The 16,048-nt window shown below is 39.9% G+C and carries 17 protein-coding genes and 1 pseudogene; 13 read left to right on the top strand and 5 right to left on the bottom strand.

Annotated elements, in window-relative coordinates; translation table 11 throughout:
• The first annotated feature begins 18 nt into the window (after positions 1 to 18).
• A complete protein-coding gene (locus QYG89_RS02760) occupies positions 19 to 336 on the top strand; it encodes a hypothetical protein (RefSeq protein WP_404314293.1) in 318 nt (105 codons plus the stop codon).
• A gap of 99 nt (positions 337 to 435) precedes the next feature.
• Entirely contained in the window at positions 436 to 705 is a 270-nt protein-coding gene (locus QYG89_RS02755) for a PepSY domain-containing protein (RefSeq protein ID WP_404314291.1), read from the top strand.
• A 104-nt stretch (positions 706 to 809) separates the two neighbouring features.
• Here the strand turns inward: QYG89_RS02755 and QYG89_RS02750 are convergent, their stop codons facing one another.
• Positions 810 to 1,832, bottom strand: a complete 1,023-nt coding sequence (locus tag QYG89_RS02750; protein WP_404314289.1) for an AI-2E family transporter — start codon at positions 1,830 to 1,832, stop codon at positions 810 to 812.
• A 130-nt stretch (positions 1,833 to 1,962) separates the two neighbouring features.
• Entirely contained in the window at positions 1,963 to 2,649 is a 687-nt protein-coding gene (locus QYG89_RS02745; RefSeq protein ID WP_404314287.1) for a DUF421 domain-containing protein, read from the bottom strand.
• Positions 2,650 to 2,876: 227 nt separating this feature from the next.
• Between QYG89_RS02745 and QYG89_RS02740 the strand changes: the two genes are divergently transcribed.
• Positions 2,877 to 4,454, top strand: coding sequence for an S-layer homology domain-containing protein (locus tag QYG89_RS02740; protein ID WP_404314285.1), 1,578 nt, complete (start codon positions 2,877 to 2,879; stop codon positions 4,452 to 4,454).
• A 175-nt stretch (positions 4,455 to 4,629) separates the two neighbouring features.
• Here the strand turns inward: QYG89_RS02740 and QYG89_RS02735 are convergent, their stop codons facing one another.
• Positions 4,630 to 6,027, bottom strand: coding sequence for an S-layer homology domain-containing protein (locus QYG89_RS02735; protein ID WP_404314283.1), 1,398 nt, complete (start codon positions 6,025 to 6,027; stop codon positions 4,630 to 4,632).
• 210 nt (positions 6,028 to 6,237) lie between these two features.
• Here QYG89_RS02735 and QYG89_RS02730 point away from each other — a divergent pair, with 210 nt between their 5' ends.
• A complete protein-coding gene (locus QYG89_RS02730) occupies positions 6,238 to 7,056 on the top strand; it encodes a squalene/phytoene synthase family protein (protein ID WP_404314281.1) in 819 nt (272 codons plus the stop codon).
• Positions 7,057 to 7,306: 250 nt separating this feature from the next.
• Here QYG89_RS02730 and QYG89_RS02725 read toward each other — a convergent pair whose 3' ends face one another.
• On the bottom strand, positions 7,307 to 7,450 hold the full coding sequence (locus QYG89_RS02725) for an acid-soluble spore protein N (RefSeq protein WP_404314279.1): 144 nt from the start codon (positions 7,448 to 7,450) through the stop codon (positions 7,307 to 7,309).
• Between the two features lie 406 nt (positions 7,451 to 7,856).
• Between QYG89_RS02725 and QYG89_RS02720 the strand changes: the two genes are divergently transcribed.
• The 6 genes and pseudogenes from QYG89_RS02720 to QYG89_RS02695 all read left to right on the top strand — a co-directional run bounded on the left by QYG89_RS02720 (position 7,857) and on the right by QYG89_RS02695 (position 12,935).
• Complete coding sequence (locus tag QYG89_RS02720) at positions 7,857 to 9,311, top strand: N-acetylmuramoyl-L-alanine amidase (RefSeq protein ID WP_404314277.1); 1,455 nt, start codon at positions 7,857 to 7,859, stop codon at positions 9,309 to 9,311.
• A gap of 244 nt (positions 9,312 to 9,555) precedes the next feature.
• Positions 9,556 to 10,992, top strand: coding sequence for an FAD-binding oxidoreductase (locus tag QYG89_RS02715; protein WP_404314275.1), 1,437 nt, complete (start codon positions 9,556 to 9,558; stop codon positions 10,990 to 10,992).
• A pseudogene (locus QYG89_RS02710) lies at positions 10,989 to 11,550 on the top strand (MFS transporter). The gene QYG89_RS02715 and the pseudogene QYG89_RS02710 overlap by 4 nt, the downstream one beginning before the upstream one ends.
• On the top strand, positions 11,550 to 11,930 hold the full coding sequence (locus QYG89_RS02705) for a hypothetical protein (RefSeq protein ID WP_404314273.1): 381 nt from the start codon (positions 11,550 to 11,552) through the stop codon (positions 11,928 to 11,930). Before QYG89_RS02710 ends, QYG89_RS02705 begins: the two are co-directional and overlap by 1 nt.
• 21 nt (positions 11,931 to 11,951) lie before the next feature.
• Positions 11,952 to 12,128 carry a DUF4083 domain-containing protein gene (locus tag QYG89_RS02700; protein ID WP_404314271.1) on the top strand — a complete coding sequence of 59 codons (177 nt, stop codon included), beginning with the start codon at positions 11,952 to 11,954 and terminating at the stop codon, positions 12,126 to 12,128.
• A gap of 18 nt (positions 12,129 to 12,146) precedes the next feature.
• A complete protein-coding gene (locus tag QYG89_RS02695) occupies positions 12,147 to 12,935 on the top strand; it encodes a nucleotidyltransferase domain-containing protein (RefSeq protein ID WP_404314269.1) in 789 nt (262 codons plus the stop codon).
• Positions 12,936 to 13,041: 106 nt separating this feature from the next.
• On the opposite strand, the gene QYG89_RS02690 is transcribed toward QYG89_RS02695, so the two are convergent.
• On the bottom strand, positions 13,042 to 13,233 hold the full coding sequence (locus QYG89_RS02690; protein WP_404314267.1) for a hypothetical protein: 192 nt from the start codon (positions 13,231 to 13,233) through the stop codon (positions 13,042 to 13,044).
• A gap of 416 nt (positions 13,234 to 13,649) precedes the next feature.
• Here QYG89_RS02690 and QYG89_RS02685 point away from each other — a divergent pair, with 416 nt between their 5' ends.
• From QYG89_RS02685 to QYG89_RS02675, 3 genes are all read left to right on the top strand, one after another.
• Complete coding sequence (locus QYG89_RS02685; protein WP_404314265.1) at positions 13,650 to 13,847, top strand: hypothetical protein; 198 nt, start codon at positions 13,650 to 13,652, stop codon at positions 13,845 to 13,847.
• A gap of 244 nt (positions 13,848 to 14,091) precedes the next feature.
• Positions 14,092 to 15,495: a M48 family metallopeptidase gene (locus QYG89_RS02680; protein WP_404314263.1), complete on the top strand. Its 1,404-nt coding sequence runs from the start codon at positions 14,092 to 14,094 to the stop codon at positions 15,493 to 15,495.
• 24 nt (positions 15,496 to 15,519) lie between these two features.
• Positions 15,520 to 15,924 (top strand): RDD family protein, encoded by a 405-nt coding sequence (locus tag QYG89_RS02675; RefSeq protein WP_404314261.1) that lies wholly within the window; start codon positions 15,520 to 15,522, stop codon positions 15,922 to 15,924.
• The last annotated feature ends 124 nt before the right edge of the window (positions 15,925 to 16,048 follow it).

Here is a 16,048-nt window from a genome sequence, read left to right as displayed (position 1 = left end):
AAGAAAAAAGGAGAAAATATGCAAATCTATAGTTTGTCGTCCATTGCTTTTTCTTTTATCGGAATGTTATTTATTGGTCTTTCTTTCGTTCTTAGTCATTTTAATGAATATCTATTTGCTATGGGACTGATTTTTTCATTGGCGGGAGTCGTTGTGAGTGTTAGAGCGATTACTAAAGGAGAGACGGGAATAGTGAAATATATTGCTATTGCTGCTTTCGGACTAGTGAATTTGACTGTTATCTGGGCAGCTCCCTTCCATTATATCCAGTTATTCACATGGGTGAAAAATTGGCCGATCATTGAGCAGCTATTAGTAAGGATACGAGAGTCTTAATTAGATCATTGCCTATATATCTTGACATTCGGCACTCCCCATAAGATGAATGAGTATGATAAGAAGTAAATGATAATATTAAAGGTAAGGTGGGCATTGATGAGTAATAATTGGTACGATCCACATTCTTACGGGTACAGGAATCAATGGAATCCTGGCGACTCGTACAATTGGTATCGCCGGATAACGATAGAAGAGGCCATAAAAATTGCTGTAGAACGAGTGCCGGGCCAAGTAGTAAAAGTAGAGCTGGAGCATGAACATGGGAGATGGATTTACGAAGTGAAGATTATTACACCACAAGGCGTCAAATATGAGGTGGAAGTTGATGTGAATACTGGCAGGATTACAAGGGTAGAGCTTGATTAAAAGGATCAATCAAATAAAATGAAAAGAAGCAGCTCTTTTATCAATGGACAGGAGGGCTGCTTCTTTTGAAATAGGCTATGTTAATGACTATTGTTGATTAGTATTTATGATGATACGGATGTTGTTATTTCTTTATTTGTTACCTCAAGGACATCGAGAAGGAAGACGAATACTGGAATCCCAATAATCAACCCCCATACCCCGAAGAAATGCTCTGAGAAAAGAAGGACAATGAACGTATAAAAAACAGGTAAATCTGTTTTAGAAGACATGAGCTTCGGATTTAAAATGTATGCTTCAATAGCATGGATAATGGCGATGGCTAGGACCACATAGAAGACTTTAATAAACCCCCCAATCGTGTAAGCGATCAAGCAAAGTGGAAGAAGTGAAATGATGACACCTGCCACAGGAATGAGTCCTAGAAAGAAGATCATAATCGCTAATCCAAAGATTTGCTGGAATCCGAGAATCGTCAAGGCGATGACTGATAAAAAACAATTAACGATCGCAATAATAAATTGTGCTTCAATGACTTTGCCGAATGTACGTGTAAATTTTTTCCCAAAGAATTCAATCTCATAGTAAAAAGGAGCGATTTTGCTATGTTTAAATTTAGCAGTGAATTCTTGCAAACGATGTTTCTCCAGTAGAAAGAACAAACTTAAAATGAGGGAGATCATAATATCAATACTCATTTTACTAATATCGGTAAACGATTTTAGCAGGAAAGAAAAACCGTTCTCCAAATAGGCGGAAATTTGGTCGCCGGAGATGAATTTTTCGATATAGTTAATAACAATATTCTCATGAGGCTGTGTATAAAAAGCCGTAATGCGTTTAATAAGCTGACCGATTTCTATCGTGATGATTGGCAAGTATTTCACTAATCCAAACGTCAACAAACCGACAATCAGCGAATACATCAGTAAAACAAGGAGCCTGCGATTGAACGGGACACGCTTAGCAGTGAATTCCACAAGGCGATCCATCAAAAAAGCAAAAATAAATGTCAGCAAAATTAAGTTAATCATGCCCCGCATAGCGAATAACATCAAAATAATTAAGCCGGAAATGATGATGCGTTTAACTCCTTTTTTCTGAAAAAATCCTTTTATTTCATCCATCTAGGTCATTGCTCCTTAGTAAGTTTCTCACTTTTGATGCTTTCTCCTTTATTATCAACTCATAAGACCAAGTTGACAAGTAGAAAGACATTTTTTTAAAGGATTATTCGTACCGGGAAAGGATGAACAATCATGTAGTTTTAGGATAAGTCTGTACAAACATTCCGTCCCCTTCCAGCCATTCAGCTATAAAAACATCTTTGTAATCAGAAACACTTTGTGATAATAGCTGCATTTTTAACCAAGATTCATCAAATCCCAAATCTTTGATTTCATCCCACAACACTTCTCCATCACGAATAAGAGTGACAGGGACATAAGCTGGTTTCCCTGGAAGATTGAAGTTTTCCAATGTCGCTTTTTGATATTGTGGTTTCTTTAATATACTAATGGAACCATTAGCCTCTAAATAACAAAAGGCTACTTCACGAATGGAAAAGGTTTCACTTTGGCGAAGCAGACTTTGCAGCTGATTGAGATTCATCCGGCTCTTTCTTAAAGCTTCTGGGTCAACGATTCCGTTGTTAATAATAGCAGCAGGCTTTCCTTGAAAAATACCACGGAAAAACAAATGTTTTCTTCCAAGATATTCGACAGTAAATAGTAACAATCCCCACAAACTCATTGAGTAAATAATATAGAAAGTTCCCACTTTATCATCATATAAGGCATTTCCCAGCAGTTCACTTAACACAATAGAGGCGATAAAAGTGAAGGGGGTAATTTGATTAATGATTTTCCTTCCAACCCACTTAACGATTATAAAAAGAAGGAAAAATCCAGTAATAAGTTCCATTGTTAAATGCATGATATTCATATTGATACATACTCCAATCTAATCATTCTTTATATAATTATTATCAATCATTTCCAATTGGTGTTTGTTGTAGTACGTATTTTACTGAGTAGATGTTTTCGTGAATGATGGGTTAAAAGTGGAGGTTTATGGGGTTAATTTGATGGAATGGTTATATTTTCCTAGAGGATAAATATTTAGATTAATATATAATAAGTGTTTAGAATATTTTAGAAAGGGAGTTTCATATGATTAAGATTCTAGTAAGGTGTCTTGCGGCCTTGTTCATATTCATCCTAGTTTTGCCGTATTCCAGTCAGGCTGCCACAGTTCAATCTTTTAAAGATGTAACGAGCTTTAAAAAAGAGATTGAGTTTTTAACGAGTAAAGAAATTATTTTTGGTTACCCAGATGGTACATTTCGTCCAAATGAGCCTATTAAACGGGTTCATGCTGTGCAGATGATTATGCGTGAAATGAAGCCCGAACTTGGCAAGGCGCCTAATCCAAACTTTAAAGATATTAAGCCGGGGGACCGAGGCTATGAGGAAGTAGCTAAAGCGGTAGAAATGGGGATTATCTCTGGAAAGGGAAATAATATTTTTGATCCGCAAGGGAATTTAACTCGTGCAGAAATGGCGATCATTCTTGTGAGAGCCTATGAGTTAGGCGGTATTTATCCGAAAGGCTTTACTGATGTTCCGATGTCATCTAAAGCATACTGGTATATTTCTTCGTTAGCTGCCAGCAATATTACAGTCGGATATCCTGATGGCACGTTTAAACCGGTACAGCCAATTAACCGTGCCCAATTTTCTGCATTTATGGCCCGGATCATTGAACCTTCTTTCCAGCCGAAGAATGTAGGAATAGCTGATACGCTTTTAGAGGCGTTGTTTGATGGTGATATTCTTGATTATGATATCGATCCCGTAAAACCGATTGTTTATTTGTTAGATGGCAGCACGAATGAAGTTGTTGCTTTAAACTATGAGACATATGACGCTGAGTCTGTGGAGTTGGACTTGCCAGCAGAACGCATTGCTTATGCGAACAACAAGATTTATGCCACTCAATTAAAAGGAAAGCACGATTACTATGTGCCTGACAAGGATCAACGAGGAGCATTTGCTGTAATTGATGCGGCAACGATGAAACAAGACAAGGTCATCAATATTGATCTTGATCCATATGACATTGAAGCGGATGACAATGGCATTGTTTATATCTCATCAGGCTCTGGACAGCATACAAAACTTGTCAGCTTTGACAGCAAGACGGGTGAAATTATCAGTTCACAAGGGATCTATGCGCGAACACTGATAGAGATGCACCCGTCCCAAAAAAGGTTGTATACGATCACGACTGCCCTTTCGCCGAGAACGATGAGTTCGTTTGCCATTACTAACGGCGCATTAAACGAAGAACAGCGTTCACCGTACCATGGCGATTATGATTTGAATAAAGATTTAACGATTTCACCGGATGGAAAATATATTTTTAACAGTACAGGCCACATTTTTCGCTCTTCTGCTACACCAAGTGCGGACATGGTTTATTTCGCTAAGCTGGATCGTCCATACAGCTCTATTGCTTTTGACGCTGAGTACGGCGAATTATATACAGCTAACAAGAAAAATTACATCCAAGCATATGATTATAAAACAATGAAGCCGATCGAGCAATTGGAAACATACGGAAATGTTGATAAAATGTTCTACATTCCGAAAGAGAATATATTGCTTATTTTCTCACAAGTCACTCTAGGCGGCTCCACTGTTCCATTTACAGGCTTGGAGAAAGTGTATTTTGAGATAGAAGAATAAAATAAATATTCATCTTCATGCCATCCCTTTGATGCAATCAAGCAAAGAGGGGCTGGTGTTTTTGTGAACATACGAATCGGTGACAGAAAAAATGGGTGCGTTAAAAGAATAAAAGAAAAGGGGACCACCTTTCTTCGCTTAATGACAGCGGTAAAAGGATGGTCCCCTCGTCTAATTAATTCATTTTTTGCAAAGCTCTGCTTGCAGCGGCTGCTTTGGCGCCGGATTCAAAAAGATCCAATTGCATCGTTACAAAGCTTTCTTTGTCACTTAACGCTATAATCGTGCCATTTGTTGTGGATTTCACTTCCGTACCAGCATCTGTCAGGCGTTTTAGGACAGACGCATCTGCGAAATCTGCTCCTTTTCCATGTGACAATACAGCAAGAGTTGGCGCAACAGTGTCGACAAATTCTTGCGATGTTGCTGTTGCTGCACCGTGCTGGCCTGCTTTCAACACTTCTGCATCAAGCGTATATTTCGTCATTAACTGTTTTTCTAATTCCGTTGTGGCATCAGACATGAGCAAAAAGTCGATGTCGCCATGGCTGACTTCGAGAACGACTGAGCCATCGTCTGCGTTTTCAGCTTGACTGTTGGCGTTTAGAACGTTGATGGACACCTCTTGATCTGTTGATAGATTTTGTCCTTCTTTCGCTGGTGTTAATGCCAATTTTTTTGCTTTCACTGCATTTACATAATCTGTATACTCTTTTGACGTGCCCGTTAAGCCAGAGTCGATAACTTTTTGGACGTTAAAATGATGAATGACATAGTCAGCACCGCCGATATGTTCTGAATCAGGCTGCGTCGCAATGAATGTATTGATCTCTTCAATTCCAAGAGCTTCGAGTTCTTGGGCGATGGCTGTATCGGACGGACCGGCATCAACAAGTACTGTTTCTCCGCTCGGAAGGCCGATTAAGGTTGCATCACCTTGACCGACGTTCAGGAAAAGGATGCCAAATGCGTCACCGGCAAAGGAATCCATCGCTCTTGATAAAAAGGCAGCGAATTGTCCGCGTGTAACTGGAGCGTTTGGTCGGAATGTTCCATCTTCATACCCGTACGTAATGTCGGCAGCGACAATATTTTTTATGTAAGGATAAGCAGCTGAACTTGGCGAAACGTCAGGAAAGTCAACATCAGCTTCATCTGTCAGATCGAATGCTTTGGCAAGAATGATCGCCATTTGCGCACGTGTAACTGTTTGATTAGGCCGAAATGTATGATCCGGGAAGCCGGAAATGATACCTTCTTCTACAGCAGAAGTGATATAACCGGAAGCTGTATTCGATGCATGTACATCGATAAATGGCGTGTTTCTTTTTTCTCCGTCAAGATCAAACGTTTTTCCGATTAAAATAGCGGCTTGCGCCCGTGTTACTGCTTGATCAGGTTTGAATGTGCCGTCCGGATAGCCGCTGATGATTTCCATATCGGATAAGAAATCGATGTCCTCAAAGAAGCGGTGGGAATCAGGCACATCTGTAAACGAAGCCGCTTGTGCGAACGGCGTAAACAGAGTCAAGCCAAGAATAAAACTGAAAAATATAGATAATGGCTTTTTCAAATTAGTAACTCCTTTCAATTGTTGTAATCAGTATAAGTGAGGAAAAAATAAAAAAATACAGGAAGTTTTTGGCGAATAATCCTGCAGCTTATTTCTGTAACAATCAAATTTAATAAGAAGTCAAATTTTATGTTAAACTATTGTTATCATTAAAAAAAACGGTTTCTTAAACCGTTTGGCGTGTGACCGTGAAAAACAGGAGGCAACAAAATGAGCGAAATCAATCATTTACAAAAAGACGCGATCGACGTGTTAAAGGAGACGAGCAGGACGTTTTTTATTCCTATCAGTCAGCTTGCTCCAGGCGTACAAGAAGCTGTCGCATCGGCCTACTTATGTATGAGAGCGATCGACGAAATAGAAGACCATTCGGAACTCGATCAGGCAGCGAAAAGCAGCCTGCTGTATTCAATCAGCGACATGTTGACGAACCCATTTAATAAAGGGAAGTTTGAATCGGCCATTGCTCCTTATCAATCAGTCTTACCAGAAGTCACTGTGCGGCTCAGTGATTGGATTGACTTTTGCCCGGCGACGATTGTTGAGAATGTGTTAAGTGCAACGTCTACGATGGCAAAGGGGATGGCTGAATGGGCAATGAAAGGCTGGAAAGTCAAGGACGAAGAAGACTTAGATCAATATACGTTTTATGTTGCCGGTTTGGTAGGAGTGATGCTTTCTGATATTTGGAAGTGGCATGATGGGACGGAAACAGACAAGCATTTAGCAATCGCTTATGGCCGCGGCTTGCAGTCTGTTAATATTCTCCGAAATCACACAGAAGACGGCGAAAGAGGTGTAAATTTCTTCCCGGAGGGGTGGGGATTGGAAGAGATGTTTGCGTACGCCAGACGAAACTTGGCATTAGCTGACGTTTATATAGAAGATATTAAAGAAGGCTCCATTCTTAATTTCTGCAAAATTCCGCTGGCTCTTGCTCATGGCACACTTGACGCTTTGGAAAAAGGAAAAGAAAAAATGAGCAGAGCTGAAGTGAATGAAATGGTCAGCGAAGTAGTAAGTAAATAATGAAGATAGGAAAACTGTCTCCAAAGTCAATGAAGTACTGGCTTTGAGGCAGTTTTTTTTATGTGTGAAGCTAGAATAATTGAAGGAAAGCTGCCTCATAAAGGTCTGCCTTCATCTTCAATACACTATGTATAGTGGATATTCATCCTTTGAATATACAGTATATGGTTGATGCGAGGTCCGACACTTTAGTATAGAGACAGCTGTTTTGGGCTGTGAAATTGGGAGTCCTTATTGCTTAACCTGTTACTTACTCACCCTTTGTTTGGATGACTTGTGGATGCTTTCCTGACTTATCCTGCATTTGTTTTCCTTTGTTTGCATCGAAGGCAGTGGGAGGTGACCCCGCATGATTAGATGCGAACTGATTTCTGCCTGTTTTTGGTTTGCTCATTTGTATATCCCTCCTTTTCCATTATAGCTTTGCCAAAATGAAGAGAGATATCAATGATTTGTTTAGGGAATTGTTTCCTGAAGGGAGTGGTTTTTCTTTTTTTGCTATGTTAATGACTATTGTTGATTTTTCTACTTTGTTGCTTTTCGCTGCAGGTGAGCTTAACAAAGCCATTTTTTAAACAACAAATGATCATTACAAATTTAGATTTTATATCATTCAATATTTATGCTTAGTTTTATTACGAATATATTACAATATTATTTTTAATGTTACAAAGCAATCAGAGATCTACATAATTAACCTATTTCTGTCGAAAAGTAGAGTAAGAGTAGAAATGTGGATGTTTAAGAAGAAAGTTGTATACTAGAATCAAATGGTAAATTTTATGAAAGGAGATAAAGTTGTGAGAAAAAGTGTGGTTTTTGTCATATTAGCGTTTGTTTTAGTCGTCCCTCTTTTTGGATTTCACACAACGGCGCAGGCCAGCGGATTTACGGACGTGCCTAGCCGGGCGTTGAAAGAAGTGAACTATTTGATGAAAGGGGGCATTGCCCACGGTTCATCAGCGACGAGATTTTCTCCTGAGACAGTGGTGACCCGCGAAGAAGCAGCTGTATTTATCAGCCGGGCTTTGCAGTTAGATGGCACAAAGCGTGAGACTGTTTTTAAAGATGTATCGGCGGATAACGATTCATCCGGCTACATTCAATCAGCAGTAGAAAAAGGAGTTTTGTCCGGTTACGCTGGCGGAAAATTTCTTCCATATAAAGAAGTGACACGTGGTGAAATGGCTGTAATGATGTCAAGGGCATTCGGCTATGAGTTTGGCGGTACGCTGTCTGGGGCAGCGAATGCATTGATGTCACGAGGGATCGCAAACGGAGTAGAAGATGGAACGTTCGGGTCCAGCCGGCAGATTATCCGTGCTGACTTTTCCGTATTCCTTGCACGCGCGATCAATCCCGAATTCCGTACGAAAAACACTGCCCAATTTAAAAAGAAGTTATGGGTAAATGCCACTAGTTTGAATGTACGTACAGGTCCAGCTACTAGTTATGAGAAGGTCGGTTCCCTCAAAACAAATGCGGAAGTATCCGCTAGTCATGAAATTGGCAGCTGGATTTATATTCAATCAGGCAGCCTTACAGGATTTGTACATAAAAGCTACTTGAGTGACAAGGAGTCAGCGAACAGCGGCAATAATGACTCTGATAAAGGCGATATAGATGACGGCAGCGAAAATCCCGGCACAATAGATAACGTGGACCCGCGCCTTGCTAACCAAGTAATCATTCTTGATCCTGGCCACGGCGGCGGGGATTCTGGAGCTGTCGGTTTCGGATTAAAAGAAAAAGATGTTGTGCTCGATACAGGTTTAAAAGTAAATGAATTATTTAAGAAAACACCGTTTCAAGTGTATATGACTCGTACAAGTGATACCTTTCCAACGTTATCAGAACGTCCGAAATTTGCCAAAAGTAAGGGCGGAAATGTATTCGTCAGTATCCATGCAAATGCCGGGGGCGGAACGGGGATTGAGACTTACTATTATGCAGCAGCAACAAACCCGTATGTTTCTGATAGCAAGCTGCTAGCGACAAAAATCCAGCAGCGTATGCTTACCGCTTTACAGTTGAAAAACCGTGGGGTGAAGACAGCTGGTTATTACGTAATCAAATACAACAGTATGCCGGCAGCCCTTGCTGAACTTGGTTTTATAGATAATAAAAACGACAATGAGAAACTGAAATCAGATTACTGGCGTGCACAAGGTGCTAAAGCCATCTACCTCGGAATTTTGGACTACTACAAAGAGAAAGGCTACAACGTCGATTCCCTTTATGACGCGGCAAAATAAAAGAAGAATGCTCTAAAAGCCAAGCTTTTAGAGCATTCTTCTTTTTATTGTAAGAAAAGTGATCGAACGGTCGGACAACTCATGAAGAAAACGGATAAATAATCCGAATAGTGAACAATTGTAGTTTACTCGTCTTCAATCTATCGCAGGTTAAGAAAATATATTCCATAATTTCCATATATGATAAAATTATGTAAATGCGTATGTTAAGATAAACATAGACAATTTTTGGGAGTAGTCACTTATGAATAAAAAAATGATCTCTTCTTTTTTTATTGGATATAGTTTGCTTTTTTTCGGCTCTATGTATATATATGAACAAAAAAATTCTCAGCCGGCAGTGGTCGATGCTGGAAGGCTGCTGCCGACAACTGTAAAAAGTATTAAGCAGGCGGAGGGAGAGCGACAATTGCAGACTATCATCCGTCAGGCCAAACAAACGGGAGATAAGATTTCAATTGCCGGTGTGCAGCACAGTCAGGGCGGGCAGACGTATTATCCGAATGCAATTATGATTGATATGACAAGATACAATAAAATTCTCGAGTTTCATCCACAAAAACAAACGATTACTGTTCAAAGCGGAGCGACTTGGGACGATATTCAGCAGCGGATTAATCCGTATGGTCTAGCAGTAAAAGTCATGCAGTCGCAAAACATTTTTACTGTTGGCGGATCGTTAAGTGTAAATGTTCATGGCCGTGACATTCGAAATGATTCGTTAATTGATACAGTTGAATCGTTTCGGCTGCTCACAGCAGACGGAGAAATTATTCATGTCAGCCGAGAGGAGAACGAAGAGCTTTTCCCTCTCGTGATTGGTGGATACGGCTTGTTCGGAATTATTTTAGACGTTACTTTCACGTTAACAGAAGATGAACTATATAAAACGAATACAAAGTTTATTGATTATAGAGAATACGCGTCTTATTTTACAAAAGAGGTTACGAATAATCCTCATGTAAAAATGCATTTAGCCCGTATTTCAATTGCGCCTGATACATTTTTACGGGACATGTACGTAACGAATTGGACACTCGCTGCCAATCAACAAGACCTTTCTTCTTATAATCAATTAAAAGAAGACCGAATCGTGGCGGCACCGAAAATGCTGCTCGGTTTTTCTCGTTATAGCGGCTGGGGGAAAAATAGTTTTTGGGAGCTCCAACGGACATACATGGAACAAGGAAACGGAAAGCTGGAAACGAGAAATAACGTTATGAGGTCGGAAACGGCATTTATGGAATACGAAAACAGCAGACGAACAGAAGTTTTGCAGGAGTATTTTGTCCCAGTTAATAAATTTACGAGTTATATAGACGATTTACGAAATGTGTTGGAACAAGAAGAGTTTAATTTACTTAATATTACGATCCGTTACGTGAAGAAAAATGAGCGGGCCGTTTTGTCCTATGCAAAAGAAGATATGTTTGCATTGGTTTTACTCATTAATCAAGGGCGGTCTTCAGTGGATGTCAAACAAACCGAAAAGGTCATTCGAAAGATGATTGATGTTACGCTTAAGTATAATGGCAGTTACTATTTGCCTTACTACCCGTATCCGACGAAAGCGCAGCTGCGCACGGCTTATCCGCACAGCGAAGAGTTTTTTCGCATGAAAAGAAAGTACGATCCGGATGAACGCTTCATGAACTTTTTCTATGAGGAGTATGGCAAATGAATTTTCAGCGATTTATTTTTTCACAAAGCTTAATTATGATGGCAGGCAGTATGATTTTTCCTTTTTATGTGCTGTTGCTGAGAAATATTGGGGACAGCTACTCACAATTCGGCTGGGCGTATGGCTTGTTTGCCTTAACGTCTGCCGTTGCTTATCCAGTGATTGGAAAAATGGCGGACAAGTCAGGCGATCGGAAGCTGCTCATTTTTTATGCGTGGGGGATGGCTGTACTCCTGTTGTTCTTTCCACTCGTTACAGAAGTATGGCAAGTATACATTTTGCAAATCTTTATGGGACTGCTTGGTGCCTTGCAGAAAAACACAGAAAAAACGTCGCTCGCCCGCCGTGTCGCTAAAGAAACAGCTGGTAAAGAAATCGGAAACTATCACACATGGACATCAATTGGAGCGGCTGTCGCTATCATTTTAACTGGTTATCTTGTTGACTTTCTGACGATTGGTACGATTTTTTTATCTAGCTTCAGTCGTATACGTTATTAGCGGGATGGTTTTAATAAAAAACGAGCAGCAAAATAAAAAAGGGAGAGGTGCGTTATAGTGAAAAAACTTTTAACAATCCTGTTAGTAGTTTTAATTGCCGGCTGCTCGTCCTCATATAATGAAGAAGCAGGATACAAACAATCAACGATTTACAATGATTTTCCTGTTCCAGAAAATGCCGAACCTCAGGAAGCAAAGTTTGGCAACCCTAACATAGAAAAGGGGGTTAAATATGAATTAAAAAACATTGGAGGCGAGCAAGGGCTGCTGCCGCCCGAGCGGTATTTTCAAGAGCTGGAGGAAAGAGGATGGAAAGAAGAGAAAGACAAACAAATGGGATCGGTTCACTTATTCAAGAAAGATGATACAGTGATGTTAGTTGATATTAAACAAGACTATTTTAATTTGTATCAAATGAAAGTAGGTGCACCCTACTAAAGCAGTGGGAAGGATAGAGGCATGCATATAAATATTGGAGATGTATTGTGGCAATTATTTAATTTAGGGCTGCTTGTGCTTATTGTGATTTTTATCGTGCAGTTTTTTCGTTCGGCCAAACAAAGGAAAACGCAGCTTGATCGCATTGAAAGTAAGATAGATGCAATGAATGCTTTTATTAAAAAGAGGGACGAATGAAGCAGGAGGCTCTAGTAAATGAAAGAAAAAATTTTAAAAACCATTACCCAAATCGAAAAAGATTACAATGTCAAAATAGTGTATGCATGTGAATCTGGCAGCCGCGCGTGGGGCTTTCCTTCGAAAGACAGCGATTATGATGTGCGGTTTGTCTATGTGCATGAAAAAGATCATTATTTAAGCATTGACCCGGTCGGTGTCGGCACGAAGCGGGATGTGATTGAACTGCCGATAAATGACCTGCTTGATATGAATGGCTGGGAGCTGACGAAAGCGTTAAAACTATTTCGCAAGTCCAATCCGCCTCTTTTGGAATGGCTGCAATCGACGATTGTTTATTACGAAGCTTTTTCAACCATTGATCGGATGAAAAATTTACATAGAGAGGTTTTTGCACCGCATTCTTGCTTGTATCATTATTTAAATATGGCCCGCAACAATTATCGGGAATATTTGCAAGGGGAAAACGTAAAAATTAAAAAGTATTTTTATGTCCTTCGCCCTGTGCTGGCTGCGAAATGGATTGAAGAGTTCAATGAATTTCCGCCGCTTGAGTTTCAAACACTGCTGGAAAAAATGATTCCAGCGGGAGAGATAAAAGACGCCGTTGCTATTTTATTAGAGAGAAAAATGTCTGGTGATGAACTTGATGTGGAGCCGAGGATCTACATCATCAATCAATTCCTTAATGAAGAAATCGTTCGGCTTGAAGCATATGCGAAAAGTTTAAACGTCCACATTCCCGATCCAACCGGACAGCTTGATGAGCTGTTTAGAGATACGCTGGAAGAAGTATGGGATAAATGAAGAACTGCTTATCTTATTTTAGATCAATGATCTGCCGTCTAAACTTGCTATAGAAGCTGTCTCAAAACAAAAGGATCCACTCCTTATGAGACAGCTTTTTAGTCGATCATATTTTAAAGGGCAGCCATTTCAAAAGAGGAGACCTATGTTTATCAACTACTTTTAACTCATCCATTAATAGTTTATCTTGGTGGTCGATGATCCATTTTTTTAAATCATGTTTATCTTTAAAATGAGAATAATAAGTTTCGCCACCTTTGCCAACAGCATTGACAACATATCTGTACGTATGATCCATATCGTCCACCTTCGTTATTTATTGTTTTCAACAAGCATTATAACAAGGTTAAGTTAATATTCCACTATTTTTTTATGAAAAACATGTGAAGATTCATTTTTAAAAGTGAATAAACCAATGGGCCATATCCAGAGGAGAATAATATATGAAAAAAACAATAATAATGACAGTGATCGTCTTCGTCTCTCTCATTCTTGCAAGTTGTAAAGGTTTGGATGACGAAAACCGTCACGTCCAAGTTGAATAAGAAAAGTGGCCGGTACTTAAAACAGTAAGCGGCAGGAAAATTATTGCTGAACTGGAACAAACAACGAAGGATACAAAAATAAGAAGAGATAGGACAGAGCATACTGGTTGAAGCATCCGGTCCAATTTTCGAGTCTTATCCTGGACAAGGTTCAGTCAAATATGTAAAAGTGCTGCCAACATATCAGCCTGAAAAAGCGGATTTAACTGAAGCGAAAGTTGTACGTCAAGCCATTAAGCAATCAAAAAAAGGAGAAAGATTCGTGCTCGCTGTTAGTAACATTGCGTTTGATGTGAAAGCGGATCAATGGAAGGTGGAATTTACCGAAGAGCAAGATGTTTTTGAAGTGATTGTGGATGATCGATAAAAGAAAAGACGGAACGATGAAAAGAACACGTACAGTAGTTTTAGTCATAAAAAAGCTATTTTCAGTAAACTAAAAAATAGGTATTAATATCCTGGGAAATAATCGAAGGAAGACCGATACTAAAATAGTAGATATCTATTCCACTATATTCCTATAGTATATTCTTCCTTCTACCATTATTCTAATATGGAGACAAATGAAGCAATAGGAAAAAGTGATGATGAAAGGAGTGGAAGGAAGGAAAATGAATCAGGAAATACAGCTTAAGGCCCTCGTTCATAAAAATGAGAATAAGTATTTTTGGCTCGTACTTGTGATTAGTCTTCTTACATATATTGGTTTCGTTATGTCGATTGTGGGTATTTTTATTATAGTAGGCTTGTTTGCTCTTTCGTTATTTTTACACGCGCTCTCGATTGGGTATATTCGTATGAATGCGGTGAAGTTAACAGAGAGACAGTTTCCGGATGTATACGAGCAAACAAAAGAATTGTGTGAGAAAATGGGGATTTCATCTGTGCCCGACGTCTATGTGATGGAGTCGGCGGGAGCATTGAATGCATTTGCTACTCGTTTTTTTGGAAAGAATATGGTCGTCGTTTATTCGGAAATTTTTGAATTGACGACGAGGGGAGCAAAGGATGAATTGGCGTTTGTGATTGCACATGAGCTGGCGCATATTAAGAGGAATCATTTATCAAAAATGTTGTTTATTTTACCAGCGATGTGGATACCAGGGATTGCCGAATTGTATTTGCGGGCTTGTGAATACACATGTGATCGCTATGCTGCATATTATATAGGTAATCGGGAAGCAGCTAAAAATAGCTTAACGATTCTTGCTGTCGGCAAAGCACTTTATCAACGGGTAGACCGGACAGAATATTTAGATCAAGTTAATCAGGAAAAAGGTTTTTTCGTCTGGCTGAGTGAAGTGCTGTCAACACATCCGCCTTTACCGAAACGAATATATGAAATTGCTCTGTTCTTTGATGAACCAGAGCAGACTGTCATTGTGAAGAAGACAAGGAAGCTCGTTTGGCTGTGGATACCAGCCGCTTTACTGACCTTTGGGCTGATTGTAGCAGGCAGTGTCTATGGGATAGAGAAACTTTCTGATTTCGCTTTTTCTGATGAGTACGAGGAAGTTGAGGAGAGTGAAACGCCGGCGGGAGATATTCCTCCGGTGATCGAAGCTGCAGTAAAAGGAGACACCGCGAAAGTCAGTGCCTTTATCCAAAAGGGAGGAGATGTTCATATAACAGATAACCAAGGATATACGCCGCTTCACTGGGCTGTCTTAGACAGCAATAAAGAGATGGTCGATCTGTTATTAAAAGCCGGCGCTGATCCGAACGAAGAGGATGATTATGGAATGACTCCATTTACAGCCGCCGCCCAGCAAGGAAATGCCGAAATGGTGGAAAGGCTGGCAAAAGCCGGAGGGGAACTGAATTATCAAAGTGCAGACGACGAAACGACACCATTGCTGTATGCTGTATTCAGTGAAGATGCTGCAACAGTAGAGACGTTATTGAAGTTAGGAGCCGATCCTGAATATAGAGACAGTGAAAACATGACTGTCTTGATGTACGCGATTGAATCAGGAGATCGTGACATTATTGCCTTATTAAAAAAGGCGAGCTAATAGAGGAAGAAGGAGAGAGAGTACATGATTACACAACCAGCGGGGTTTTGGAGAAGGTTGTTTGCTAATATTTTAGATGCCATTATTATAGGTGTGCCTTTATCTATTTTAAGTTATTTTATTGTAGGAAACTGGGATGGAGATGTATTCACGAGCGTTATAAACGCGTTATACGCTTTAGTGCTGCCTGTGATTTGGTCAGGGTATACGATTGGAAAAAGGATACTTGGCGTCCGCATTGTCAAAGTAAATGGTGACAAGTTAGGCTTTGGGGCTATGTTGATGCGTACGCTTGTCGCAGGTCTTGTTTACGTTGTAACGTTAGGTATCGGTTTAATCATTAGTGCCTTTATGGTCGGCTTGAGAGAAGATAAGCGTGCGATCCATGATTTTATTGCAGGCACATATGTGACTCGTGAAAAACCTTAATAAGCAGGGCAGAGAGCTGTCTTAAGGGCTTCTCCAATTTATACAGTTGGAAAGGTTAGGCCTTTATGAGGCAGCTCTTTTATTGTAAGCCTGTGTTAATGACCATTGTTGAATGGAGCGGAAA

It is taken from the genome of Bacillus lumedeiriae (genome assembly GCF_044891285.1).
Lineage (GTDB): Bacteria > Bacillota > Bacilli > Bacillales > Domibacillaceae > Pseudobacillus > Pseudobacillus lumedeiriae.
This window is presented reverse-complemented; position numbering and strand designations above follow the sequence as displayed.

Excerpts from the sequence above, each read along its gene's own strand:
- QYG89_RS02760 (WP_404314293.1), top strand. The coding sequence starts at position 19 with ATGCAAATCTATAGTTTGTCGTCCATTGCTTTTTCTTTTATCGGAATG.
- QYG89_RS02755 (WP_404314291.1), top strand. The coding sequence starts at position 436 with ATGAGTAATAATTGGTACGATCCACATTCTTACGGGTACAGGAATCAA.
- QYG89_RS02750 (WP_404314289.1), bottom strand. The coding sequence starts at position 1,832 with ATGGATGAAATAAAAGGATTTTTTCAGAAAAAAGGAGTTAAACGCATC.
- QYG89_RS02745 (WP_404314287.1), bottom strand. The coding sequence starts at position 2,649 with ATGAATATCATGCATTTAACAATGGAACTTATTACTGGATTTTTCCTT.
- QYG89_RS02740 (WP_404314285.1), top strand. The coding sequence starts at position 2,877 with ATGATTAAGATTCTAGTAAGGTGTCTTGCGGCCTTGTTCATATTCATC.
- QYG89_RS02730 (WP_404314281.1), top strand. The coding sequence starts at position 6,238 with ATGAGCGAAATCAATCATTTACAAAAAGACGCGATCGACGTGTTAAAG.
- QYG89_RS02725 (WP_404314279.1), bottom strand. The coding sequence starts at position 7,450 with ATGAGCAAACCAAAAACAGGCAGAAATCAGTTCGCATCTAATCATGCG.
- QYG89_RS02715 (WP_404314275.1), top strand. The coding sequence starts at position 9,556 with ATGAATAAAAAAATGATCTCTTCTTTTTTTATTGGATATAGTTTGCTT.
- QYG89_RS02700 (WP_404314271.1), top strand. The coding sequence starts at position 11,952 with ATGCATATAAATATTGGAGATGTATTGTGGCAATTATTTAATTTAGGG.
- QYG89_RS02695 (WP_404314269.1), top strand. The coding sequence starts at position 12,147 with ATGAAAGAAAAAATTTTAAAAACCATTACCCAAATCGAAAAAGATTAC.
- QYG89_RS02690 (WP_404314267.1), bottom strand. The coding sequence starts at position 13,233 with ATGGATCATACGTACAGATATGTTGTCAATGCTGTTGGCAAAGGTGGC.
- QYG89_RS02680 (WP_404314263.1), top strand. The coding sequence starts at position 14,092 with ATGAATCAGGAAATACAGCTTAAGGCCCTCGTTCATAAAAATGAGAAT.
- QYG89_RS02675 (WP_404314261.1), top strand. The coding sequence starts at position 15,520 with ATGATTACACAACCAGCGGGGTTTTGGAGAAGGTTGTTTGCTAATATT.